At 63.5% G+C, this 24,021-nt stretch carries 26 protein-coding genes; all 26 read right to left on the bottom strand.

The features are described 5' to 3' along the window. Positions 1-7: 7 nt before the first annotated feature. Positions 8-505 (bottom strand): peptide deformylase, encoded by a 498-nt coding sequence (gene def, locus VLT15_11690; GenBank protein ID HSR45875.1) that lies wholly within the window; start codon positions 503-505, stop codon positions 8-10. Between the two features lie 182 nt (positions 506-687). Then, positions 688-2,454, bottom strand: a complete 1,767-nt coding sequence (locus VLT15_11685) for a hypothetical protein (protein ID HSR45874.1) — start codon at positions 2,452-2,454, stop codon at positions 688-690. Further along, positions 2,451-3,626: a methionine adenosyltransferase gene (gene metK, locus VLT15_11680; GenBank protein ID HSR45873.1), complete on the bottom strand. Its 1,176-nt coding sequence runs from the start codon at positions 3,624-3,626 to the stop codon at positions 2,451-2,453. Before metK ends, VLT15_11685 begins: the two co-directional genes overlap by 4 nt. A 16-nt stretch (positions 3,627-3,642) precedes the next feature. After that, entirely contained in the window at positions 3,643-4,821 is a 1,179-nt protein-coding gene (gene coaBC, locus VLT15_11675) for a bifunctional phosphopantothenoylcysteine decarboxylase/phosphopantothenate--cysteine ligase CoaBC (GenBank protein HSR45872.1), read from the bottom strand. 4 nt (positions 4,822-4,825) lie between these two features. Then, a complete protein-coding gene (gene rpoZ, locus VLT15_11670; GenBank protein ID HSR45871.1) occupies positions 4,826-5,062 on the bottom strand; it encodes a DNA-directed RNA polymerase subunit omega in 237 nt (78 codons plus the stop codon). Positions 5,063-5,071: 9 nt separating this feature from the next. Then, the gene (gene gmk, locus VLT15_11665; protein ID HSR45870.1) at positions 5,072-5,611 is read right to left on the bottom strand and encodes a guanylate kinase; all 540 of its coding nucleotides are present in this window, start codon (positions 5,609-5,611) and stop codon (positions 5,072-5,074) included. 16 nt (positions 5,612-5,627) lie between these two features. Further along, entirely contained in the window at positions 5,628-5,939 is a 312-nt protein-coding gene (mihF, locus tag VLT15_11660) for an integration host factor, actinobacterial type (protein HSR45869.1), read from the bottom strand. Positions 5,940-6,009: 70 nt separating this feature from the next. Next, positions 6,010-6,738, bottom strand: coding sequence for an orotidine-5'-phosphate decarboxylase (gene pyrF, locus VLT15_11655; GenBank protein ID HSR45868.1), 729 nt, complete (start codon positions 6,736-6,738; stop codon positions 6,010-6,012). Beyond that, complete coding sequence (locus VLT15_11650) at positions 6,732-7,643, bottom strand: dihydroorotate dehydrogenase (GenBank protein ID HSR45867.1); 912 nt, start codon at positions 7,641-7,643, stop codon at positions 6,732-6,734. Before VLT15_11650 ends, pyrF begins: the two co-directional genes overlap by 7 nt. A gap of 184 nt (positions 7,644-7,827) precedes the next feature. Further along, positions 7,828-9,087: a dihydroorotase gene (locus tag VLT15_11645; protein HSR45866.1), complete on the bottom strand. Its 1,260-nt coding sequence runs from the start codon at positions 9,085-9,087 to the stop codon at positions 7,828-7,830. Positions 9,088-9,273: 186 nt separating this feature from the next. After that, positions 9,274-9,654 carry a transcription antitermination factor NusB gene (gene nusB, locus VLT15_11640; GenBank protein HSR45865.1) on the bottom strand — a complete coding sequence of 127 codons (381 nt, stop codon included), beginning with the start codon at positions 9,652-9,654 and terminating at the stop codon, positions 9,274-9,276. Then, positions 9,651-10,208 carry an elongation factor P gene (efp, locus tag VLT15_11635; protein ID HSR45864.1) on the bottom strand — a complete coding sequence of 186 codons (558 nt, stop codon included), beginning with the start codon at positions 10,206-10,208 and terminating at the stop codon, positions 9,651-9,653. The genes nusB and efp overlap by 4 nt, the downstream gene beginning before the upstream one ends. A 46-nt stretch (positions 10,209-10,254) precedes the next feature. Next, positions 10,255-11,283: a 3-dehydroquinate synthase family protein gene (locus tag VLT15_11630; protein ID HSR45863.1), complete on the bottom strand. Its 1,029-nt coding sequence runs from the start codon at positions 11,281-11,283 to the stop codon at positions 10,255-10,257. Continuing rightward, positions 11,268-11,777, bottom strand: coding sequence for a shikimate kinase (locus VLT15_11625; GenBank protein HSR45862.1), 510 nt, complete (start codon positions 11,775-11,777; stop codon positions 11,268-11,270). The genes VLT15_11630 and VLT15_11625 overlap by 16 nt, the downstream gene beginning before the upstream one ends. Beyond that, positions 11,777-12,928 carry a chorismate synthase gene (aroC, locus tag VLT15_11620; protein ID HSR45861.1) on the bottom strand — a complete coding sequence of 384 codons (1,152 nt, stop codon included), beginning with the start codon at positions 12,926-12,928 and terminating at the stop codon, positions 11,777-11,779. The genes VLT15_11625 and aroC overlap by 1 nt, the downstream gene beginning before the upstream one ends. Positions 12,929-13,028: 100 nt before the next feature. Further along, positions 13,029-13,574, bottom strand: coding sequence for a hypothetical protein (locus VLT15_11615; GenBank protein HSR45860.1), 546 nt, complete (start codon positions 13,572-13,574; stop codon positions 13,029-13,031). A gap of 1 nt (position 13,575) precedes the next feature. Next, complete coding sequence (gene pilO, locus VLT15_11610; protein ID HSR45859.1) at positions 13,576-14,247, bottom strand: type 4a pilus biogenesis protein PilO; 672 nt, start codon at positions 14,245-14,247, stop codon at positions 13,576-13,578. Continuing rightward, the gene (locus tag VLT15_11605; GenBank protein HSR45858.1) at positions 14,244-14,864 is read right to left on the bottom strand and encodes a hypothetical protein; all 621 of its coding nucleotides are present in this window, start codon (positions 14,862-14,864) and stop codon (positions 14,244-14,246) included. Before VLT15_11605 ends, pilO begins: the two co-directional genes overlap by 4 nt. Continuing rightward, on the bottom strand, positions 14,864-16,009 hold the full coding sequence (pilM, locus tag VLT15_11600; protein HSR45857.1) for a type IV pilus assembly protein PilM: 1,146 nt from the start codon (positions 16,007-16,009) through the stop codon (positions 14,864-14,866). The genes VLT15_11605 and pilM overlap by 1 nt, the downstream gene beginning before the upstream one ends. 147 nt (positions 16,010-16,156) lie before the next feature. After that, entirely contained in the window at positions 16,157-16,930 is a 774-nt protein-coding gene (locus VLT15_11595; GenBank protein ID HSR45856.1) for a prepilin peptidase, read from the bottom strand. Between the two features lie 93 nt (positions 16,931-17,023). Next, the gene (locus VLT15_11590) at positions 17,024-17,509 is read right to left on the bottom strand and encodes a prepilin-type N-terminal cleavage/methylation domain-containing protein (protein HSR45855.1); all 486 of its coding nucleotides are present in this window, start codon (positions 17,507-17,509) and stop codon (positions 17,024-17,026) included. A gap of 89 nt (positions 17,510-17,598) precedes the next feature. Next, positions 17,599-18,108, bottom strand: coding sequence for a prepilin-type N-terminal cleavage/methylation domain-containing protein (locus VLT15_11585; GenBank protein HSR45854.1), 510 nt, complete (start codon positions 18,106-18,108; stop codon positions 17,599-17,601). Between the two features lie 292 nt (positions 18,109-18,400). Beyond that, entirely contained in the window at positions 18,401-19,621 is a 1,221-nt protein-coding gene (locus VLT15_11580) for a type II secretion system F family protein (protein ID HSR45853.1), read from the bottom strand. A 9-nt stretch (positions 19,622-19,630) separates the two neighbouring features. After that, positions 19,631-21,202, bottom strand: coding sequence for a PilT/PilU family type 4a pilus ATPase (locus VLT15_11575; protein ID HSR45852.1), 1,572 nt, complete (start codon positions 21,200-21,202; stop codon positions 19,631-19,633). 123 nt (positions 21,203-21,325) lie between these two features. Further along, complete coding sequence (locus VLT15_11570) at positions 21,326-23,008, bottom strand: ATPase, T2SS/T4P/T4SS family (protein HSR45851.1); 1,683 nt, start codon at positions 23,006-23,008, stop codon at positions 21,326-21,328. 8 nt (positions 23,009-23,016) lie between these two features. Further along, positions 23,017-24,012: a DUF4388 domain-containing protein gene (locus VLT15_11565; protein HSR45850.1), complete on the bottom strand. Its 996-nt coding sequence runs from the start codon at positions 24,010-24,012 to the stop codon at positions 23,017-23,019. Between the last annotated feature and the right edge of the window lie 9 nt (positions 24,013-24,021).

The following is a 24,021-nucleotide window of genomic DNA, read 5'->3' as shown; positions in this document are numbered from 1 at the left end:
CTCGAGATCAAAGGCCCAGCGCCTCGTCGCGTAGGTCCCGCAGAGCTTCCTTGCGGACACGCCTCTCGAGTCTCTCGATCAGCAACATCCCCTCGAGATGATCGAACTCGTGCTGGAGAACACGGCCCAGCAACTCGTCGCCGGAATACTCCACCTCGTTTCCATCGAGGTCCAGCCCTCGCACCCTCGCAAAGGCCGGACGGCGGATCGGCCAGTATCTGCCGGGAACCGAAAGACAGCCCTCTTCGAACTCCCACTCACCCGACGCCTCGAGCATCACCGGGTTGATCACCGTGTGCACACCCGATCCGTCGGCCCAGTCGAAGACAAAGACCCGCTTTGATATGCCGATCTGGGGCGCCGCCAATCCCACCCCCGGTGCGTCGTACATGGTTTCGATCATGTCGTCGACCAGGTGACGGATACCGTCGTCTATCTCATCGACCTCTGCCGCGACGGCGCGCAGCACCGGATCTCCGAAGGTGCGTATGGGAAAGATGGCCATGATCGGGAGAGGCTAGTCGCCTGTTGGCCGGCGTCTACGACGCCGGCCAACAGGTTCGAGTTCGCCCTTGGCGAACTCGGCCGCCCCAACACCAACCAACACAACCAAGTCCACCCCCAACCAACCCGGCCGCCCCAACACCAACCAAGAGGTACGGGTTTCTGACTCGCGACCCGCGACCCCTACAGATCTATCGGATCCACGTCTATCCGCAGCGAGGCGCCTGCGTCGCGCCACTCGGCGGCGAGCTTCCTCAGTTCCCTTCGAGCCGCACTCAGGTCGCTCCCCTGCAGCAGCCAGCGCAAGCCGCCTTCAACAGGGGCAGGACCCAGCACGGTGACCTCTGGAAACCGTTCGGTCAGACGCTGTGCCGCCCCGTCCGGACAGCCCCTGCACTCGAGCACGATCAGGTCCCCGACCGGCGGAAACCCGAATGCGGCCCGCTGCTCGAGTTCGGCTGCGAGAAACGGGAGCACCTCCCCGCGCCGGAGAGCTTCGAGAACCGGGTGAGCCGGATTGGAGGTTTGCACGATGGTCCGGCGGCCGTGCCCCGATCCGACGACCGCCGCCACCCGGGCAAGCGACTGCAGGGCATCCTCTCCGGCGCGGTAATCGGTTCCGAGAACCAGACCGTCGGCATCGACCACAACGGCCAGGGAACACCGTCTGATCGCAGGCACGTCGCGAACCGAACCGACCGTCACCAGGCGTCCTTCGCCGGCCAGGCCGACCTTGTCTGCATCTACGAAACGCTTGACCAGTTCGACGATCCGATCGACACCGGCTCCCAGCGGCTCGAATCGATCCGCCCCGCATGACCGGCAGGAACCTTGCTCCCTCTCGCACCGGCGGCAAGTGTCTTCACGGCCGGTTCTGGCTCCACAACTCCCACACGTGCGCAGCTCACGACAGCGCACGCAGCGGAACGCAGGCGCGTAACCACGGCGATGAGTGAACACGAACACGTTCTCCGCCCTTTTCGCAGCCGCTGCAATCGCCGTCTTGGTCCGGTCCGAGAGCGGACCGGTTCCCGGCGGGTCAACACTCCGGTCGACGAACTCGATCAGCGACCAGGGTCGACCCGGTCCGGCCACGATGACTTCGGTTCCGGCGGCAATCGTCTCGGTCGAGGGAACCAGCCCGGTGGTCACCAAGGCGAATCGCTCGACGACGCTGCGCGCCCGGAGTAACTCTCTGCTGTGTACCGTCGGGGTCTGACGGTCCTTCATACCCCTTCGTGCCTCACCCATCACTACTGCCGCGCCGAGTTGCGCGACGGGCCAGAGTGAGACGCGCGGGGTCCCGACGAGCAGGTACCCGGCCGCCGACCGGCACTTGGCCCATACCGCGGTCGCCTCACGATCTGAGGTGTCGGGCGTGATCGCCAGAACGGCCTCCCCAAATGTGGCGGCAAGACGTTCATGTATCCGGACCGCCTCGAGCCCGGTAGGGGCGACCAGCATCACGGACATGCCCGCGCCGAGAATCGGTCCCACTAGATCGGCGAGATCCTCCGGGTTGGTGGTTTGCACGTGACAGTTGCGGGTTCTCCCTTCGGCGATGCTCCGCCCAAGTGCACCGGCGGGCGTCTGGGCGGCTTCCCGCCGGTCGACCGCCGGAGCCGGCCCGGTGGTCGGTGCAGGGATGTTTGGCGGCGCGGTGCGGCGTAGGAGGACCGACAGCGGCGCGACATAGTGATGGGCCGCCCACCGCAGGCTCTGCAGCAGTCGCTCGTTGAAGACGGCGGTTTTTCCCGAACGGGCACGGATCGCCTTCAGGTTCTCACCGTCGCCGGATTCGAGACCGACGACGAAGCCTCGCACCGTCCGGCCGCCGAGGGGAACACGGACCACGGCCCCGACGTCGACTTCGAGGTCTGCAGGTATCGAATAGCGGAAACCGTCGTCGACCGAGAAACTGGGGATGTCGGGGACGACCCGGGCGATCATCCCGCAGCAGCTTGCAGAGCACCCACTGCGTCGGTCTCTTCCCAGCTGAACTGCGGGCGTCCGAAGTGCCCGTATACGGAGGTCGGTTCGTAGATCGCAGCCCGCAGACCGAGGTGATCGATGATCGCCGCCGGACGGAAGTCGAACGTCTCGGCCACCAGATGCTCCAGTTCGTTGATGGGAACTCTCTCGGTGCCGAACGTGTCGACGAGTACGGAGAACGGTTTGGCGCGCCCGATCGCATAGGCGATTTGCAGCTCGACCTTGTCGGCCAGACCCGCCGACACGAGGTTCTTGGCCGCATAACGGGCCGCGTAGGAGGCCGAACGATCGACCTTTGTGGGGTCCTTGCCGCTGAAGGCACCCCCGCCGTGTCTGGCGAACCCCCCGTAGGTGTCCACGACTATCTTTCTCCCGGTCACGCCGGTGTCTGCGGCCGGACCACCGAGCTCAAAACGGCCGGAAGGATTGACGAAGAGTTCGGTCGCACCATCGAGTAGTTCGCCGGGAATGACCGCGTCGACCACATGTTTCCACAGGTCCGCTTCCATCGTATCGAGCGACGCGTCGGGGGAATGCTGGGTCGAGATGAGGAGTCTGGAAACGCGCACCGGCTCCGCACCGAGGTATTCGACACTGACCTGCGTCTTGCCGTCCGGGCGGAGATAGTCGAGTGTTCCGGTCTTGCGAACCTGGGCCAGTTGCTCGGCAAGGCGATGGGCCAGCTGTATCGGCATCGGCATCAATTCCTGGGTCTCATTGGAGGCGAAACCGAACATGATCCCCTGATCGCCCGCACCGAGCTGATCGTATTGGTCGTGCGATCCTCCACGGCCCTCCAGAGCCAGATTCACGCCGCCCGCAATGTCGGGGCTCTGTTGCTGCACCTCGATCTGCACACGGCAGGTCTCAGCTGCGAATCCGAGTCTTGCGTCGGTGTAGCCGATGTCGCTGATCACCCTGCGGGCGATCGCATCCAGATCCGGGGAGAAGGTCGAGCTTATCTCACCGGCCACCACTACCAGGCCGCCGGTTACCAGAACCTCGCAGGCAACGCGCCCGTTGGGGTCTTCCTCGAGCACGGCGTCGAGAACTGCGTCGGAGATCCGGTCGGCCACCTTGTCGGGGTGGCCTTCGGTTACGGATTCGGAGGTGAAATACCAGGGTCGCACGCCGGAAGTATATGTGTCAGCTCTGACGGATTCGCGCAATGAGGTCCCATAAGCGCTCGGCTACCTGCCGCTTGGCCAGCAGCGGCCACTCGTCGGCGGCCCCGTCGGGGCGGAAGATCGTGACCCGATTGGTGTCCGTGCCGAATCCGCTGCCGGCTTCTGATACGTCGTTGGCAACCAGGAGATCGACGCCCTTCTCCATGGCCTTGCGCTTTGCACCGTCGAGTGATCCGGCCTCGGCGGCGAAACCAACCAGGAAGGGCCTCTCGTCCAGCGCCGCGACCCCTGCCAGGATGTCCGGCGTTGATTCCAGAGCTAGTTCGGGCATTCCGTCGGCGCGGCGGAGTTTTGAACGAGCCTCCTCCACCGGCCGGAAGTCTGCGACCGCGGCCGTGAGAACGGCGACATCCACGCCCGGAGCCAGGTTCCAAACCTGTGTGGCCATCTCCTCTGCAGTTTCAACAGGAAACGGCTCGACGCCCGGCGGTGGAGGCAGCGTGGAAGATGTAACGAGGAGCACTTCGGCTCCTCGGGCGGCAGCCGCGGAGGCGATTGCGTAGCCCATCTTGCCCGACGATCGATTCCCGATGTATCGAACCGGATCTATAGGTTCGCGAGTGCCCCCCGCCGACACCAGTACCCGCCAGCCTCTCATTGGGCCGGTCAACATCGCCTCGAGCGCTTGGACGATCTCGTCCGGTTCGATCATGCGTCCGGGTCCTTCGTCGCCACCGGCCAGTGAGCCCTCGGCCGGACCGATCAAGTGATGGCCGTCGGCCTTGAGGCGCTCGACATTCCTCTGCGTGGCCGGATGCTCCCACATCTCCGTGTGCATCGCAGGGGCCAGCAACACGGGCGCTTCGGATGCGAGCAGCGTCGCCGTGACGAGGTCCTCGCTCAGACCGGCGGCCAACCTCGCCATGGTGGCGGCTGTGGCGGGCGCAACCACGATCACTTCCGCCCATCTGGCCAGTTCGGTGTGCGGGCTCACTCGATTCGACCCGAACAGGTCGGTCGACACCGGACGGCCCGATACGGCCGCGAATGTCTGTTCCCCCACGAAGCGACGGGCGCTCTCGGTCATGATGACTTCGATCTCGGCACCGCGCTCGAGCAAGCGGCGAGCGAGATAGACGGCCTTGTAGGCTGCGACGCCGCCGGTGACGGCGAGAAGGATCCGGCGATCCCTCAGCACGTCGCTACTCGGCGTCATCGAGCGTTGCAGCAGTGACCTTGTGCTCCGCGATCTCTTCGAAGGCGATGGTCAGCGGCTTGCGGCTCAGTGAATGCACCTGTGGAGGCACATAGTGGCCGATGCCTTCTCCGAGTTCGTTGAAGTATGCGTTGATCTGGCGTGCCCGGCGGGCTGCAAGCACGACGAGGCTGAATCGACCACCCGTTTCTTCGAGGGCAGCTTCCATGGGAGGTGTACTCATTAGTTCCATTCAGTGGGAGGGATTATCGATTATACGCACGATTTCATCGACTACCCGACCAACCTCGTCGTTCACGACCAGATGGTCGAACTCGACTCGGGCCATTTCCTCTTGCCATCCTGCTACTTCCAGCCTGGCCTGGATGTCCGCCTCGTCGGTGTCGCGGCGCGATCGCAAGCGCCGCTCCAGCTCCTGACGGGAAGGAGGGGCCAGGAAGATGGTGATGGCATCCGGGTAGTTTCGCTTCACCTGCATGGCGCCCCGGTTCTCGATGTCGAGCAGGACATGCTCACCTCTCTCGAGTCTGGCGATCACCGGTCCGCGCGGCGTTCCGTACGATCGACCCGAGTACTCGGCGGATTCGAGCAGCTCGCCCTTCTCGAGGAGGCGGTCGAACTCGACACGGCTCACAAAGTAGTAGTCGACGCCGTTTCGCTCACCCTTGCGAGGTCGCCTGGTCGTGACGGATACGCTGAAATGAAACGGAAGACGCTCCCGCAGCCGCTCGATCACAGTGCTCTTCCCGACCCCGGAGGGACCGGATATCACAACGAGCGATCCGCTCTCAGCCGAAGAGTTCGAGGAGGGCCTCCCGCTGGCGCGCTCCGAGGCCTCGGATGCGGCGGTTTGGGGCAATTCCATGCTGCTCCATGATCCGTTTCGACTTGACCTTTCCGTTGCCGGGAATCGACTCGAGGATGGCGGAGACCTTGATCCCGGCGACGAGATCATCTTCTGCCGCCCTTTCGAGCAACTCCGGGAACGTGATCGTGCCCATCTTCAGCAACTGCTTGACTTCGGCCCGGATCCGCCGTGCGTGCGCGGCTCGTTCGAGTGCTGCCTTCCGCTGGTCGTCGGAGAGTTCCGGTGGTGCCATGGCGTTTTCTCCTCTTGGGTCCGCTGGCACTCTACCAACGAGGGGCTCGTCGCGAGTTGCTGCCTTCAGATCAAGTGCCCTGTGCCGGCCCACCGTGCAGTCCGGCCGCGATCGCCTCTGCGGCTGCACGGGGATCCGCGGCGCGGGTGATCGGTCGGCCGATGACCAGCAGGCTCGACCCGCGCCTTATGGCCTCGTCCGGCGTGGCGATTCTCTGCTGGTCGCCGGCATCCTCACCAGGTGGTCGGATTCCCGGCGTGACCTTGGCCAGAGCGGGAGCGACCGCGTCGATAACGCCGAGTTCCTTCACCGAGCAGACGACACCTTCCGCGCCGGCGTCGGCGGCCAGCCTGGCTCGTCTCGATGTGAGTTTCCCCGCAGTGACCGGCACGCCCGAGTGAGCAAGGATCGCATCGTTGAGACTGGTGAGAACGGTGATGGCCAGGATCCCGGCCTGCCGACCTCTGGCTCCGGCCTCCAGACCTTCGACCGCCGCCTCGAGCATGGCCGGACCTCCGCCGGCATGAACCGTGACCCATCGTGCTCCGGCCATGCCCAGCTGTCGCGCGGCGCGGCCGACGGTGTGCGGAATGTCGTGGAGTTTGGCATCGACGAACACCGGCTTTCCCAGTTGGTCGAGAATCCCGACGAGACCCGGTCCCGGGCCCATGAGCAGCTCCAGGCCTATTTTGAAACCCCCGACTGCCGGCGAAACCTTCTTGGCCAGTCGGATTGCCTCCTCGGCATTAGCCACATCGAGAGCGACGACGATCGGGGGATCAGCAAGGTAGTTCACCACAATTCAACCCTTCCGATGTAGTCGCGAATCGACTTCGAACCCTGCTCGGCCATGAACGACTCTATTTCGCGGATGATTCTCGAAGCAGCTCGCGGATGATCGAAATGGGCCGTGCCCACACATACTGCGGAGGCGCCGGCCAGCAGGAACTCGATCACATCCTCACCGACGGTCACGCCACCGCAGCCCACGATCGGAGTCTCGGGCAGCGCCTCCCGCGTCTCGAGCACACACCGGATCGCAATCGGCTTGAGAGGTGGTCCCGAGTATCCGCCGATCAGCCCCGTCAAGAGAGGCCGGCGCGTTCTAACGTCGATGCCGGCACCCCACACCGTGTTGGTTAGCACCAGCCAATCCGCCCCGGCCTCGACCGCCGCACGACCGATGGCCGAGATGTCCTCAGAATTCGGGGACAGTTTTGCCCCGATCGGGATATCGACCGCCTGCCGCACCTTCGAAACGACGTCATGGGTGGCTGTGGCCTCCAGTGCGAACATACCGTGACCCTCGAGATTCGGGCAGGAGAGGTTGACCTCGATCGCCTGGACTCCTGCTTGTTCGAGCTTGCCGGCCACGCGGGCGAATTCCGCCGGGTTCTTGCCGACCGCCGAGCCCCACACCGGTGCTCCCAGACTGCTCAGTTGCGGCCCGAACTCCTCGACCCATGCCGCGATCCCGGGATTCTGGATTCCGATGCTGTTGAGCATGCCGGACCCGGATGGAGCCAGTCGAGGAGCGGGCCGGCCCGGCCACGGGTCCTCGCTCACCGATTTGGCCACTGCGGCTCCATACATCGAGAGGTCGGCGACACCGCTGAAGTCGACAACCGAGCCGACGGTGCCGGCCGCTCCGATCAACGGTGTGCGGAGTTCCAACGGTCCAAGGGTCGTCGTCAGATCGATCATCGGTGCCACTCTTGCAGGCTATCGACCTCAAGTGATGACCGCTCCGCAGCCGCCGGGCTCCGCGCGGTGTCCGTATCTCCCCGCCCGGTCCGGGCGCACGGCACCGAGGGAAGGCGGACTGTCCACCGAATGCGGCGGCCGTCGTGGCGCGCCCTTCCACCTCTCTGCGCATCGACCACGAGGACTAGCACTCCGGATCTTTCCCGTAGATCCGGCGGCCGCGCCGAAACGTGGCGACGGGGCGGCCCCTCAGAGTGCTGCCGAGCCACGGGGAGTTCTGGGAACGAGATTCGAACTTCTCCGGTATCCAGATCATGTCGGGATCGAATACAACCAGGTTCGCAACTTCCCCGACTCCCGGCCACCGACCCTGCTGTCTGAAACCGCCGATGCGAGCAGGGGCTACCGACATCCGTTCGAAGAAGGCGACGGGGTCTGCCTCGAGAATCGACCAGGTGACGGCGGCCGAGGTCTCGAGCCCTATCACCCCGCGCGGGGCTTGCTCGAACGGAACCTCCTTCTCCTCTGCGGTGTGAGGAGCGTGGTCGGTTGCGACTGCATCGATCGTCCCATCCCGCACCGCAGCCGCCACAGCCGCCGTGTCGTCTTCAGTGCGAAGCGGCGGATACATCTTCATCATCGTGTCGCGGTCTTCCAGGCGGTGATGATCAAGAGAGAAATGATGGGGGGTCGCTTCGGCCGTGACATTGAGGCCTGCCGCTTTGGCGTCACGGAGGAGCGCCACGCTGCCCGCCGTCGACACATGCTGAACGTGGTAGTGGACGCCCGTCCTCGCCGCCAGTTCGAGGTCGCGGGCAACGACCCTCTCCTCCGCTTCGGCAGGCAGGCCGCCGATGGCGAGGCGAGCCGACACGGCTCCCTCGTGCATGTGCCCGCCTTGCGTCATCGCGGCATCTTCCGCGTGCTGTGCTACCACCCCACCCAGCCCGGCAACACGCCGCATGGCCTCCTCGAGCACGTCTGCTTCGGCCACGCTGTCACCGTCATCGCTGAAGATCCGCACGCCGGCGTCCCAGAGTTCTTCAAGAGGGGAGACCTCAAACCCGCGGCGCCCGCGCGTCAGTGCGGCGGCCGGCACCAGTTCGACCAGGCCCACCCGCCGCCCGCGCTCGATCATGCTTGCGGCCAGGGCACGGCTATCGGTAGGGGGTTCTGTGTTGGCCATCGGGACGACCGCGGTGAATCCTCCGGCGGCCGCGGCCCGTGATCCCGTTTCGATGTCCTCCTTCCACACCTGGCCGGGTTCACGGAAGTGGACGTGAATGTCGACGAATCCCGGCCCGATCATGCAGCCGGAGCAGTCGACAACTTCATCACCGCTCAGCGATTGACCCATCGAAACGATTCGTCCATCGGCGATGCCGATGTCCCCTCGAACGAGTCCGCCGGACGTGACGATTGCTCCCCCGCGCAGAACGATCACCCGCCGACCTCCCAAAACATGGCCCGATCGACGGATCTCGCCCCGGTCACGACGGCCCCAACGAGAAAACCGCCCCGAGGGCGGTTGGTGAAAAGGCTCTGAGCATGTGTTCTCCTTGTCGGCCTAACAGGACCGGCGTAAAGGACGTCCGGCGGCAGCGTAGCACTGCTCCCCCACCGGCCGAGGCTATCCCCCTTCCGGCGGACGCTCCAACTGGGCCAGGTGGCCGAGCACCCCGTTGACGAATGAGCCGCTGCGCTCCGTGGAGAAGGTCTTGGCCAGTTCGACCGCTTCGGACACGATGACCGCGGCAGGGACCCCGGGTTCATGACGCAACTCGTAGAGTCCGATACGGAGCACGGTGCGATCCACCGGCGGCATACGATCCATCCGCCAGTGTTCTGAAGTCTCCTCGATCGATCGATCGAGGTCTTCTCTGTGTTCGAGAACGCCGCGGATGATGCGGACCGCTTTCGCGGAAATATCGCTGAGGTCCGCTTCTTCCGAACCGCGTTGCTCGGCTTCGTAGAGACGCTCGAGAGCCTCATGGCGCGGTTCCGAGGTCACGCGCGGGTCAGGTAGTTGCCGCTGCGCGTATCGACCTTGATCACGTCGTCGACATCGACGAACAGCGGAACCTGGACCACCAGGCCCGTCTCCACCGTTACGGGCTTGGTCGCCCCGGAGACCCGATCGCCCTTGACGCCCGGCTCGGCTTCGGTGACCTTCAACTCGACGGCGGCCGGGAGCTCGACACCGAGAGGTGTTCCTTCGTACATCACCAGCACAACGGTCATGCCTTCGATCATGTAGCGCTGGTCGTCACCGATCAGATCTTCGGAGACGGCGAACTGGCCGTAGGTCTCCATGTCCATGAAGTGGAGACCGAGGTCATCCCGGTACAGATACTGATGATCCTTCTTCTCGATTATCGCCCGCTCGACGTCCTCGTCGGCACGAAAGGTCTTGTCGAGCACCGCGCCGCTCTCGACGTTCTTGAGCTTCATGCGGACGAAGGCTTTGCCCTTGCCCGGCTTCACATGCTGGTACTCGACGATCTGGAACAGACCGTCGCTCAACTGAAGCGCCATGCCGGGCTTGACGTCATTGGTGGAGATCATGGACGGATACCTCTCGGACTTCGAACTCGCCGAAGTGTAACCGCCGTCATGCGAGACCAATCGCGGCCATGCCAACCGCCAGGTCTTCGTCGGAAACGTATTCGAGCCTCACCCGGCCGAAGTCTTCCAGGAGAGCCATTCTCAGTCCGCCCGCGTCACGCTTCTTGTCGAAGCCGATGAGGCGGCGCACATCATCGGCATCCACCTCCGGAGAGACCACCGGCAACCCGAGCATGTCGAGCAAGGCTCGCTGTCTGGCTGCGCCCGGAAACCCGCACCGCACCTCACTGACGGCGCCGGCCGCAACCATCCCGATGGCTACCGCCCTGCCGTGTGAGATGCCGGCCGCCACCTCGATGGCGTGACCGATCGTGTGACCGTAGTTGAGGATCCCGCGCCGTCCGGATTCCCGGAAATCCGCCGCGACCACGTCCGCCTTCACCCTCACGGCACGGAAGACCACCTGTTCTAGGTCGGCGCCGGACCCGTCCCGTTCGAACAAATCGACGAGTCCTGGATCTGCGATGAACCCCGCCTTTATGGCTTCGGCGAAACCCTCCTGCAGCAGATGGGACGGCAGTTGCTCGAGTTCGTCGACGTCGATAACCACTCTGCTGGGATGCCGAAAGAGGCCGACCAGATTCTTGCCCCTCAGATTGAGTCCGGTCTTGCCCCCCACCGCGGCATCGACCGCGCCGAGCAGGGTCGTCGATTGGTAGACGGCTTCAACTCCACGCAACCATGTTCCGGCCACGAAGCCTGCGAAATCGGTGACGGCGCCGCCACCGATTCCCACGATCGTGTCGTTGCGCCCGATACCCAGATCTGCAAGCCACTCGTAGGTTTCGCCGGCCGCCGTCAGAGTCTTGACTGCTTCGCCGTCCGGCACGATCCGCACGGTCGCCGGGATGCCGTCATCCCGAATGGCGGCAACGGCGCGCTCTGCGGCGGCGCGTGCTCCCGGCTGCGCAAGCACGGCCGCGCCCGATCTGGACGACCTCACCGGGAGATAGGGGGCGGGGACTCCGCGCCCGATCAGGATCTCGGACGCTTCGCTGATCAGGATCTGTTCCATAGCCCGATGGCCTCCCCGGCAACCTCGTCGATCGTGTGGTTCTCCGTATCGATAGTGTGATGGGCCGCCGCCTCGTACAGAGGTGCCCTGAGGCGGAGGATCTCGGTCAGGATATCGACCCGATCACCACCGGTGAGGAGCGGCCGATGAGAATCCGCTCCCACCCTCCGGGCCAGCGTGGCCGGTTCCGCGGCCAGATACAGGACCGTTCCGCTTGCACGCATGAGCGCGGAGGTGCCGACGCCGGTTATCACGCCGCCCCCGGTTGCGATCACCGCCGGATCCTCGTCGGCCGCCGCTCTGAGCTCATCTCGCTCGAGCCGTCGGAAGGCAATCTCGCCCTCACCGGCGAATATCTCCGATATTGATTGCCCTCGATTTGCAACGACTCGCTCATCGAGATCGACAAACGGAAACCCGGTCAGTTCGGCCACCCGACGCCCCACCTCGCTCTTGCCGGATCCCATCATCCCGATGAGCCAGAGGTGTCGCATCAGAACGAAGCGAGCCGGGCCCGATAGGCGGCGACGCTGCGCACGAAGTCCTCGGCCGTGTCGCCTCCGAACGAACGTTGCATCTCATCGGCAAGAACGAAGGCGACCATCTGCTCGGCTACCACGGCGGCCGCCGGCACGGCGCAGGTATCTGAGCGCTCCCGAAATGCGACGCCGGCCTCCTTGGTCGTGACATCCACGCTTGCCAGGGGTCTCATGAGCGTCGCTATCGGCTTCATCGAGGACCGCACCCTCACCGGTTGACCCGTCGTCATCCCGCCCTCGGTCCCGCCCGCCCTATCCCGGTTCCGGCTCCATTCTCCATCTGCGAAGAAGATCTCATCGTGCGCGGCCGACCCGCGCTCACGCGCCGTGGAGAAACCGTCTCCGATCTCCACGGCCTTGAAAGCCTGAATCGACATCAGCGCGCCGGCCAGACGCGCGTCGAGACGGCGATCCCAATGCACGTGACTCCCAATTCCGGGAGGTAGGCCGTAGGCGATCACCTCGACGACACCCCCGAGAGTGTCACGGTCCGCCTTCGCCGCATCGATCTCAGCGATCATCGCCTGCTCCCCGGCGGGGTCGAAGACACGCACGGGTGAGTCGTCGATGGTCTGCCGATCCTTCGGTTCCGGCAAAGGGCCCGCAGACGTCTCTATCGACCCGATGGCAACGACGTGACTCACGATTTCCACACCCACCCGCGACAGGAGGAGCTTCGACAGGTAACCGACGATGGTTCTGGCGGCCGTCTCACGAGCCGACGACCGTTCGAGGATGTCGCGCGCGTCGTGCGTGTCGTACTTGAGCATCCCGGCGAGATCGGCATGTCCGGGGCGGGGCGTAGTCATGGCCCGCCTGGAATGGCCGGGTTCCGCCGACATCTCCTCTGCCCAGCGCGGCCACTCCGTGTTTCGGATCAATACGCAAACAGGGCTTCCAAGGGTGAACCCGTGTCGCACCCCGCCGATGACCTCGAGCTCATCCGTCTCGAGTTTCATCCGGTTCCCACGACCGTATCCCATCCGCCTCCTGGCCAGCTCGGCGGCGAGGTCGTCTGTCGAGAACGGCAGGCCGGCCGGAAGCCCTTCGACTATTGCGACCAGACCCGGGCCGTGCGACTCACCGGCAGTTAGGAATCGAATCATGGCTAGGAAGGTACCAGGTAACAGGCAACAGGTTCGAGGTTGTGAGTCTTGGGTCGTGGGTTGCAGAAGGCCGGAAGGGAGAACCAGGAACCAGAAACGCCTACTTGATGATCTCCTGGCCGATGAGCAGCTCGAAAGCGTTATCGCCGAACAGGATCACCGCGGAGTCTGCATCCAGGCTCACGATCTTGAAATTCGTGGCGAAGGTGTCTCCGACGCCGACGTCGTACTCGACGCCGACCACCTCGACGCGCGCCCGGAAGATACCGCCGAGTTCGTAGATGTCGACCAACCGGACCACCGTGCCCTCGACCGGAGTGGTCCCCGGGTCGGTAGTACCCGGATCCGTCGTCCCCGGGTCGGTAGTGCCCGGACCGGTCACGATGATCCCGCCTTCGACTATCAGCGGTCGGAACGGATCGCGCGGTTGTGAGAACTGGAAGCTGCCGTTGACCCGCATCCCTTCGAGCAGCGGAGCCGCGTCCGGCTCGATGATCTCGGTCGATGCCAGTTCACCCGACAGCACCTGTGTGTCGGCGCCAGGGCCTGCCGTCACCGCCAGCCAGGTGGCTGCAACACCGAAGCCGATGAGGAGGATGGAGACTGCTACCGAAGTACCTGCTCGACGTATTGTGCGCGGCTGCATCTCAGGCCCCTGCTGTGGTCGTGGTGGTAGTCGTGGTGTCGTCGGTCGCCTCGCCTCCGCCGTCGAGCGGCGCATCCTCCGCCGGAGGCTCGGTCTCCTCCTCCTGCGGCAAGAGGTCGGTCAGATCGATGCTTGCCGCGATATCGCTCGTCGTGTACACGGTTCCGGTCAGGGCGGCGCTCATCGTGTGGAATCCGGCATCATCGGAGGAAGGCGAAAGCGTCAGACTCTCAATGGTCATTACTCGTTCGAGCTCGGCTGTGCCGTAGAGAAACCCGAGGATCTCGAAGAACTGGCCGTCGATCGACATCGACACTCCGACGCCGAAGACCTCGCCCTCCTCCAGCAGAGTCGGCGTCGAGAATGCCAGGCTGGACAGGGCGATACCGTTCTCGTCCGCCAGGAAACTCAGATCGTCGATGAGTTCGGCGAGGCGAGGCGTGGACGGAATCGCAGTTTCCAGTTGCCCGATGGCGGTGGCGTATTCGAGCTGATTCTCTTCGATCTTCTTCAGCCTGGACAGCGTGGTGCGCAGCGTGAACTCTTCGGTCTGGGCGGTCTCCAGATCGGTCTGCGCGATTTCCTTTCGTTCGTTTATGGGCCCCACAACGAAGAAGTACCAGACGGCGGAGATGAGAACGGCGACAAGGAGCCCGATGAGGAAACGTCTCACTCGGGGACCTCCGGTATGAGATCGATCATCCGTGTGGACAGCGCCGCCGATGTCAGAACTGCTCCGGAGCTGAAGTTGACAACCGGTATTCCTTCGATCTCTGCCACGTTTGCAGAGCTGACCCAACCGCCACCGACCGCCGGCCAGTAGCTCGAATCCAGCACCCGGAGCCAAGAGGAGGCGTCCTCGAACCAGAAGGCCGTTCCTGCCACGCTCATCGAACCGAATGTGAAATCGACATCGGTCGGCGGTGTCGACTGTGCCGCGAAGCTGGACAACCAGGCGTTGGGGTTGATGATCCTGCCGAGGTCGTTCAGCAGACGCCCCCAGGCAATGTCGTTGGCGAGGGCTGATTGCAGGTGCGTGACTCCGGCCTGATAATCGTTGCGGAGCTGCCTCGCACCGTCCAGCTGGCCAATCTCTGCCTGAATCCGCTGATTCTCCTGCTGTTGTGCTGCGAGATCATCTTCCACCTGGGTCGCCTGGCCGCGCAACCAGAATGTTGCCATCACCAGGATCGCGATGAACCCGACGACCCCCACGACGGCCGAGAATACCCGCCGGCGGGCTTTCGACTTCTCAGAGATCTCAGGTGGAAGCAGGTTGATGGGTCGCATCAGACCTCACCCCACAACGCCAACCCGACCGGTACCGGCAGTACCGGTTGCGCCTGTGCCAACTCGGCCTCGGACAGCCCGATCTTTCCCACCGACAGACGATCTCCCTCGAGCATGCGAATCGGAGAGACTTCGACGTTGAGGGACCGCCCGAGACGGTTGGCGAGATGCGGCAACCTCGCCGCGTTCCCGGCAACGTACAGCTGCTGTATGCCGGTGTCCGCTGCCTGCGAGAGGTAGTAGTCGACCGAGCCGCGAATTTCATCTATGAGCGCGTCGGCCTGCCTGGTGAGCAGCAACCGGGCCTTCTCGTCTCCATCCCCGCCCGAGGGAGTCCCCTCGATGGCGACGCCGACCCGCCGTTTCGTCTGCTCCGCCTGAGCGGCGTCCATTCCCATGCCTTCGATGAGAACCCTCGAGAAATCCTCGCCGGCCAGGGACACGATGCGCAGGAACCGTACGGACCCGCCCTTGACGATCACGACCTGCGTCAGACCGGCGCCGATGTTGACTATGACCTGCGGTGCGGCATCCAGATTGAGATCGCCTCCGAACAGGACACGCACAAGCGCAAACGCCTGCAGATCAACGGCCATCGGTTTGATCCCAACGGCTTGGACGACCCGGAGAACGTCTGATGCCATTTGCTTCTGCGCGGCAACAACGAGAACGGAGAGCATCGGCTCTCCCTCAGGGGTCGTGAACTCCTCCAGGGGAATGAAGTCGAGGATCGCATCGTCGATCGGGATGGGTATGTACTCCTGGGCCTGAAAGGCGAGGGACTCGGACAGTTCACTCTCAGCCATGTAGGGAAGATCCACCCTGCGGACGATCACCCGCTGGTTGGCGATTCCGAGCACTACGCGCTTCTTGGGTAGTTTCGCCGTCTTCCAGAGTCGGCTGATAGCGCCCTGAACGAGTTCCTCGTCGACGATCTCACCGCCGACTACTGCTCCCGGCGGCAATGCAACCTCACCGTATCTCTGCAGTGTCGGTGTGCCTTTTCCGGTGTTGACGAGCGCGGCGCGCACGGCACTAGTGCCGATATCCAGCCCCACGTTGACGGCCATCAGTTCTCCGCTCCAGGCCACCGCATCGATGTCTGCCCCTCGCAGCACAGCGCGTGCCGCGTTGATTACGAACATGTAACTACACAAGTGTAACCATCGCAAGCGTAACGGCGGGTATTGGCGCGCCCGCAACGGCTGCGGTTGAACTACCTCACACGGGCGGCATCCGGCCGTGGAGTCGAGATCCGGCCGCGGCCCTCAGGCGACGGCCGACCGCCTGCCCTACATCCCCAGGTACCACTCGGCTATCTCGAGTCCGAAACCGATCGCCACCCACGCTCCGACGACCAGGCTCGGGCCGAACGGTACGGCATCCTTCCTGCCCTTCTTTCGGGTGACCAGCAGGAGTATCGCCACCAAACCTCCTATGAAGAAGGCCAGGAACACGCCGACGAGGAGGTGTTCCCAACCTCGGAATGTGAGGAACAACCCCAGGAAGAACGCGAGTTTGACATCACCGAACCCGAATCCGCCCCGCGCGATTAGTGCCAGCAGGAACAGACCGCCGAAGTAGATGAGCCCGCCCACCATGGCCCGCCCGAAATCGCTGAACCGGCCGTCGATTGAAGACCCGACGGCGAGGAGGACCGTGCCGACGACCGTTCCCGGATAGAGAATTCGATTGGGGATACGCTTGTGGTCGAGGTCGGTGAGAATCAATGCCATGGTCACCGCCCCGAACCACAGGTATGCAGGCAGTGCCCATACGAGGCCCACCACCAGCACCGTGGCGGCAAACAAGGCGCCTGTGAGAGCCTCGACCACTGGATACCGAAATGAGATAGGCGAAGCGCAATCCCTGCACTTGCCCCGCAGCAAGAACCACGAGACGACCGGGACGTTGTCGCGCGGCCGCACAGGAGATTTGCATGTCGGACAAGCAGAGGGCGGCCTGACGACCGACAAACCAATCGGCACCCTGTAGGCAACGACGTTCAGGAAAGAACCGAACGCCAAACCCAAAACGCCGGCGACGCCGGCTATCGCAGCAGTCATCTCGCCATCCGTGTCATCGCTCCCCAGCCTAAATCCGACCCGGCGAGCGTTGGCGGACCCCGCCGGCCCACGCCGGTCGGGGGTTCGATGCCGTCAGCTCCATCCACCCACGCATTCAGCGAGCGTGTCGAGATCGGCACCCGTCCCCGCCGAGGATTCCCCGTAGTATGTGCCGGCCCGCGGCTCGACTGCTTCGTTCAACAGGCAGAACCACGTCCCCGATCTGCTCCTGGTTATGAAGACGACCGCCTGATCGGCATCTCCACCCGTGCCGTCGAGCGTGATGAAGCCGACCTCTCCGTCGGCCGGCGCATTCCCCGCCACGAATGCCAGGTTCGCGTGGACGGCCAGCAGGTCGGCAATGCCGAACGCATAGTCCTGTGTGTCGTTGTCCGAGTAGTAGACCTTGGCAGCCGTCAGTGCGTTCCGCAGATCGCTTTGTGCTGCTCGATTCTGTGCACGAACCCGGCCTCCGAGGAAGGTCGGGACGGCGATGGCGATGAGAATGGCAATGATGAGCACAACCACCATCAACTCGACCAGGGTGAAGCCCTCCTCACGACTCCGCAGTTGTCGCACAGTCCACCTCTTTCCCACCTATAGAGAGAAGGAGGGCGAGCCATGCCCGCCCTCCTTCGCGCTCTACTAGAAGTTGCTAATGGATCGTATTACCACTGCGCCGCGGCGCACTCGGCGAGAGTGTCCAGGGCGGCTCCATCGACGGCGGATGATCCGTAGTAGGTTCCCGCGGCAGAGCCGGTAGCTTGGTCGGCAATGCAGAACCAGGTCCCGGACCTGCTCTCGGCTACGAAGATGACGGCTTGAAGAGCGTCGGCATCGGCATTCGCCAGAGACAGCATGCCTACATCCTCGGGAACCGTCAGGTCGGGAGCGTTGCCCTGCACGAAGACCATGCTGGGCTCGATGGCCTGCAGCAGGGCTGCGCCGGCGGCATCATTCGTCGGGAACTGCTCGCCGTCGGTGTAGAACACCTTGGCGGCCGTCAGCGCATTGCGCAGGTTGGATTGAGCAGCACGGTCCTGGGCCCGCTCACGGGCTCCGAGGAAGGTCGGGATGGCGATGGCGATCAGAATGGCAATGATGAGCACAACCACCATCAACTCGACCAAGGTGAAGCCCTCATCCTTGTTGAGGCTTTCACGAATCCACTTGGACATGTTGGGACTCCTTGTCCTTTGCGTGAGGCCGGACTTCGGCCTACAGGTGACTTATCGGCTCGCACACCGGCTCAACTTGAGGACATTTCTCACGAAATCCGGAGAGGGAAAGAAACCGGTGGACGGACCGGGAGCCGGGATCCACGGAAAGCTTGCCGAGTTGTGTGAATAGACATTCCAAGTAAGAGACGCCATTGCACCGCGGCCGCGCCGCCCGGCTGTCGAAGGTCAAACTGCCGGGGCCCCGGACAACGAATGTCCGGGGCCCGAGGATCAGCCGACGGTGAGATGCTCAATCGATCAGGTTGATCACGTTGAACATCGGCATATAGAGCGAGATCAGCATGCCGCCGACCGTCGCACCGAGAATAACGATCAGCAGCGGTTCGATGAGGCTCGTCAGGCCGTCGACCATCGTCTGGACCTCCGAGTCGTAGAAGGTGCCGATCTTCTCGAGCATCGTGTCCAGCGCACCCGTCTCCTCACCAACCGCAATCATCTGTACGACCATCGGAGGGAAGATGGTGTGGCTTTCGAGCGGTTGGGCGATCGATTCGCCGTCTCGCACCGAGTCCTTGACGTCCAGGACCGCCGCCGACACCACTGCGTTGCCGCTGGTCTCCGCAACGATGTCCATTGCCTGCAGGATCGGAACGCCGGTCTTGGTCAGCGATGCGAGCGTGTGCGCGAAGCGCGCAATGGCGGTCTTGTGAACCAGCTTGCCGAAGATGGGCATCTTCAACTTGATCGCGTCGAACGTCGCCCTGCCGGAGTCCGTCGCGATCCATCTGCGAAACCCGAAAACGAGACCGAATGTCACGGCGATGAGGATGTACCAGTAGGAGGTGACAATCGACGACACCGCCAGAAGCATTCTGGTCGGCGCCGGCAGGTCTCCGCCGAGGTCGGCGTAGAGCTGTTCGAACATCGGAACGATGAACATCAACATGGCCGCGACGATCATCACCACGAGTCCGAATACCGCCACCGGGTACATCATCGCCGATTTGATCTTGGCTCGGAGCTCCACCTGGGCCTCCAGCGTGTCGGCCAGGCGCATCAGAGTGTCGTCGAGCACACCGCCGATCTCACCCGCCTTGACCATGGCGGTGTAGAGCCGATTGAATGCTTTCGGGTGCTCTTCCATGGCCCCAGAGAGGCTGGTGCCGCGCTCTACGTCCGCCTTCACCGCGACGATGATCCGTGCGAAAGCCTTGTTCGGTGTCTGGTCGGCCAGGATGCTCAACGCCCGCAGCAGGGACAGGCCGGCGTTGATCATCGTCGCGAACTGACGGGAGAACACCGCCACTTCCTTGAGTTTGACCCGGTCGGTGAGCCCCGGAATCCGTATTTCCTTCTGGAGCGCAGACTCTGTCTTCTCGTCTACGGATATCGGCTGGTAGCCGCGATCGCGCAGCGCCTTGGTTACCGCAGTCTGCGACGAACCCTCCATTTCTCCGGAATGAACCTGACCGTCTCTGTCCTTGACCTTGTAGGCGAATGTCGTTGCCATGTTTTCTCCCTAAGCCACTCGACCTACGAGACGTTGCAGGTCTTCGAGATTGGCGCAAAGCTCGGCGGCCGTCTCGAAACTGATCTGATGCCGTTTGACGAGATCGGCAAGCGATTGATCCATTGTCTGCATGCCGTACCTGCCACCCGCCTGCATGGCCGTTGTGATCTGGTGGATCTTGGCTTCCCGGATGAGGTTCCGGATGGCGGGGGTGGCCACCATCACCTCTACCGCAGCGACGCGACCGTCCCTATTGCGGGTGGGCACCAGCTGCTGGGTGACGACCGCCTGGAGGGTTGCCGCCAGCTGCACACGAACCTGTTCCTGCTGATGGGACGGAAACACATCGACGATACGGTCGATCGTCTGCGGCGCATCCTGTGTGTGCAGGGTCGCGAAGACGAGGTGACCGGTTTCTGCGGCGGTGAGCGCCGTGGATATGGTCTCGAGGTCGCGGAGCTCGCCGACGAGGATGACATCCGGATCCTGGCGGAGTGCATGCCGGAGTGCATGCTGGAAACCCATCGTGTCCGCCCCCACTTCGCGTTGGTTGACGATGGCCCGCTTGTGCGTATGCAGGAACTCGATTGGATCCTCGACGGTGAGGATATGACACGCTCGTTTGGTGTTGACCATATCGATGATCGCCGCCAGCGTCGTGGACTTTCCGGATCCGGTCGGGCCGGTCACCAGCACCAGGCCCCTGGGCAGATCCGCGAACTCCCCCACGATGGGCGGAATACCGAGATCGTTCAGACTCCTGATGGCCTCGGGGATGGCACGAAACACGGCGCCGATGGCGTCCCGCTGGAAGAACACGTTGAGTCGGAACCTGCCCTTACCCGGCAGCGGGTGGGACGCGTCGAGCTCGAGCGACTCCTCGAGCTTCTCGCGTTGCTTCACCGTCAGGATGCCGTAGATCATTCTGCGGAGCTCGGCGGGCATCAACTTGCCGTAGTCATCGAGCTTGCGCAGCTGACCGTGGACACGTACCTGGGGTGGAGAGCCGGCGGTCAAATGGAGGTCGGAGCCACCTACATCGAGCAGGTAGCCGAGCAGAGTGTTGACGTGGAGTTCCTCGACGTCCTCGTCCGGCACCTCCACGATGCCGCCACCGTCACCCGGGTGACGCAGGACCGGTATCACTTCCGGTCCGTGCACGAAGTCGATCGAGCGGCCGATACCGTCCCTGGTCGCCAGGGCGAGTTTCACCCTTGCCCCCACGAGATCTTCAAGGCGCGCATGCCGATCGGGATCGAATGGGTCGGCAACTGCGACGATCAGCTTGTCGTCGACGAATCGGACCGGCATCGCCACGAGGGCCCTGGCATCCGCCGGCTCGAGTCGCTTGACCGCATCTGGATCCAGGAGTTCGTCGTCGATCTCGACGTACTCCATTCCAATACGGGCTGCAACGGTTCTGAGGAGGTCCTCCTCGCGAACGTAACCCTCATCGACCAGAAGTTTCGCCAGAGGGATTCCCGACTCGGCCTCGCGCGGGATCAAGAACTCGAGATCGTCCCGCGACAGGAGTCGCTGGTCCACCAGCAACTCTCCAAGTTTTCTCGATGCTGTGTTCATACCCACCTCGTGTATCAAGAGTATGTCGGCACGCCCAGGGGAGGTCTTGAGGGATACTGAGAGAGGCCGTGGGCAGTAGGCAGTAGGCAGTAGGCAAGCCCGTGGCCGCTGGCCGATGAACCTCTAGACAACCACCCGCAGGATCTCTTCTATCGACGTGTGACCCTTGGCGACCTTGACCAGCCCGTCCTGGCGGAGCGGCCTCATACCCTGGGCGATCGCGACCTTCGCCAGCTCCTCCGTCGATGCGCGCTCAACGGTCAAACGTTCGATTTCCTCGGTGACGTGCATCAGTTCGTGGATTGCCAGCCGACCGCGATATCCGGTTCCGCTGCATGCTCCGCAGCCCTTCGCCCGGTAGAGCTCCGGTAGGTCCTCCCCGAGTTCCTCGAAAGGCCATCCAACATCGCGCAGAGCCTCGCCGGTCGGCTCGTATGGCTCCTTGCACTGCTTGCAGAGCCGGCGCGCGAGCCTCTGTCCGAGAACCGCGTCGATTGCCGATCCAACCAGGAACGGCTCCACACCCATCTCAGTGAGCCGGGTGACGGCCGACGGAGCATCGTTGGTGTGCAACGTCGAAAGCACCAGGTGACCGGTGAGGGCGGATTCGATCGCGATCGTGGCGGTCTCTTTGTCTCGAATCTCACCCACGAGCATGATGTCGGGATCCTGGCGGAGGAAGGAACGAAGAGCCGAGGCGAAATCGAGGCCGGCCTTTCGGTTGACTTGCACCTGACTGATGCCGCTGAGACGGTATTCAACCGGATCCTCGACGGTGACGATGTTCACCTCGGGTCTGTTGAGAACGTTGAGAGTCGCATACAGAGTCGTCGATTTTCCCGAACCGGTCGGACCCGTGACGAGGATCGTTCCGTACGGCTTGGTGAATGACTCTTCGTACCGCCTGTGCGTGTCCGGCAGGAACCCCAAGTCCTGCAACTGAAGAAGTGCCTGTGATGTGTCGAGGATACGCATGACGACCTTTTCGCCGTAGATCGTCGGCAGCGAAGACACGCGCAAATCGACGGAGCGCGTCCCGACCTTGAGGCTGATGCGTCCGTCTTGAGGGCGGCGCCGTTCCGCGATGTCGATGTCGGCCATGATCTTGAGGCGGCTGACGACCGCGTTCATGATCGACCTCGGGGTGCGCATGACCTCGTGCAGAACGCCGTCGATCCTGTAGCGGACCCGCAGATCACGTTCGGTCGGCTCGATGTGAATGTCCGAGGCACGATCAGCTGCAGCCTTGGAGATCAGCATGTTGACGAGCTTGACGACCGGTGCGTCCTCCGTGGCTGCCTCGACGGAAGCCAGGTCCTGCGCCTCGATGTCGTCCTCGCCGGCGAAATCCGCCAGGTCCGATACCGAGTCTTCCAAGCCGGCGACACCGCCGATGGCCCGTTCGACGTCGGAGCGGGTGGCGACTCGTGGGAGCACCTCACGCCCGGTGAGAGCACGAATGTCGTCGATGGCCAGCACGTTGGCCGGATCCGCCATCGCAACGATCAAGGCGTTGTCTTGGAATGCGATCGGCACTGCTGCATAGCGCCGTGCCAGGGACTCGGGAATCAGGGACGCGGCCGCGGGGTCTACGGTTACCGCGTTGAGATCCACGAACTCTATGCCGATGTGCTTGGCAAGAGCTCGAACGAGATCCGATTCCTCTACGAGTCCTTCTTCAACGAGCACGCGGCCGAGCGGCCGTCCCGTCGATTCCTGGAGGGCCATGCCCGTCTCGAGAATCTCGGGGGTGACCAAACCCTCATCGATGAGAAGGGTTCCCAGATGCCCCGTGTCGGTGCTCACCTGTCCTCCTACTCGCCCAGATCACTGAGCTCGCGAGCCAGCGCACCGAGACCGCGACGCCTTCCGAGGGACCGCTCGGCCCCATCGGTCGCTTCGTCGTCGGCGTCCGACGTGAATCCGTTCAGAACGCTTTGCAGCAAGTCTGAATCGTCGACGTCGTCTTCGGTTGCCGCATCCTCTTCGCCGGGCCCGTCTTCGACGGCTCCCGGTCGTAGGATCGTGATCTCTTCGAAATTGTCCTGGCCCGCTCCACCGGCTCCATCGGCAACCGCGCCGCGTTCATCCTCTCCGTCGCCGTAGGAGTAGCGGGCGGGTGCCAGCTGGTCTACGACCTCCAGAAGGCCCTGGCGAACCATCAGGGCCATCACCTGGGCAATCTGGAAATCTGTGGCGCCGAGCCGGGCTGCAACCTCTTCAACAGTGCCTTGACCGTTGAGGGCTGAGAGAAGCCGCCAGGTGTCGGCCGTGATCGTGACCTCCCTCGCCTCTTCGGGGAGTATCTGGACCATGCGGAGCCGGAAGTTCACACCCGGAATTACCTCTTCGATCAGACGCCATTGCGCAATGCGCTTCTCCGCCTCGTCGAGGCAGACTTCGATGTTGATCTGCTGTTCGGTTGGATAGTGGGGTCCGACATCCTCACCGAAGTCGAACGTGCCATGGCCCGGACGGCTCAACCGGAAGAGAACATCGGTTATCTGCTCGGTGATGAAGTGAGTGAGGTCTTCCCTCTGGTGGCCATCTGTGAGAATCTCAGCGATTCCCCGTTCGCGCCTCTCGACATACTTCCAACCCGCTTCGTCGACCATCCCGGCCGACAGGAGATCTGCGCGCAGGTCCTGGTCCCGGCGCGTTGTAGCGTACGTCATCCATCCGTCTGTTAGGTAGACCTTGCCCTGCAGACCCCCCGCGTCGACCCGCAGGCAACCGGATTTACGAGATCGTGCGAGCATTCGCAGTACTTCGGGCAGCGGGATTGATTCAAGCGTGCCTGTCAACGCCATGGTTGTACT

The sequence above is a fragment of the Acidimicrobiia bacterium genome, from assembly GCA_035471805.1.
Classification (GTDB): domain Bacteria; phylum Actinomycetota; class Acidimicrobiia; order Spongiisociales; family JAHEDJ01; genus JAHEDJ01.
The sequence above is the reverse complement of the archived record's forward strand: the minus strand, read 5'-3'. Positions and strand labels throughout refer to the sequence as shown.